This window comes from Neoaquamicrobium microcysteis (assembly GCF_008180155.1).
Taxonomy (GTDB): domain Bacteria; phylum Pseudomonadota; class Alphaproteobacteria; order Rhizobiales; family Rhizobiaceae; genus Aerobium; species Aerobium microcysteis.
This window is the reverse complement of the sequence record NZ_VSZS01000020.1, coordinates 1-493: the sequence shown is the minus strand read 5'-3', so window position 1 is coordinate 493 and position 493 is coordinate 1. Positions and strand designations below refer to the sequence as shown.

General features: G+C 59.0%; 1 protein-coding gene. It reads right to left on the bottom strand.

The features are described 5' to 3' along the window. Positions 1 to 256: 256 nt before the first annotated feature. On the bottom strand, positions 257 to 493 hold a 237-nt coding region (locus tag FY036_RS24000), incomplete at its 5' end, for a hypothetical protein (protein WP_210247456.1).

Here is a 493-nt window from a genome sequence, read left to right as displayed (position 1 = left end):
CGCAAGCGGGAAACTCTAGTCGGGCTACGCCCTCCCGCCGTTCCCCGCTTGCGGCGCCAAGTGGCCTACTTTTGCGCCGCCCAACGGCCTGGTTTTGCTCCGCCGTTGACAACTGAATGAAGTTGCCGACGTCGCGTTTTGAGCGGCAGGAGCCATGGACACCGCTGCCAACCTCGCCGGTCCGCGAACTGTCCACACAGTTTCTCTTGACGATGAGCCTGGTATTTGGCGCCTGGTATATAGGCTGGCGCTGGCTTTATTCGATCAACACCGAGGCGCTGTGGTTCTCACTGCCTCTGATCGTGGCAGAGACCGGCGCCTTCATAGGTCTTATCCTCTTCAGTATAAATCTTTGGAGTGGTGCGGCGCCACCCCGAGGCGATGGCCTGCCTCCTGAAAAGTGGTCCTCCCTGAAGTAGGCTATTTGGCCGATAGAGAGGACGTTGGAATGCCCCAGAAGAAGCACAAGCCCGAAGAGATCGTCGCGAAGCTG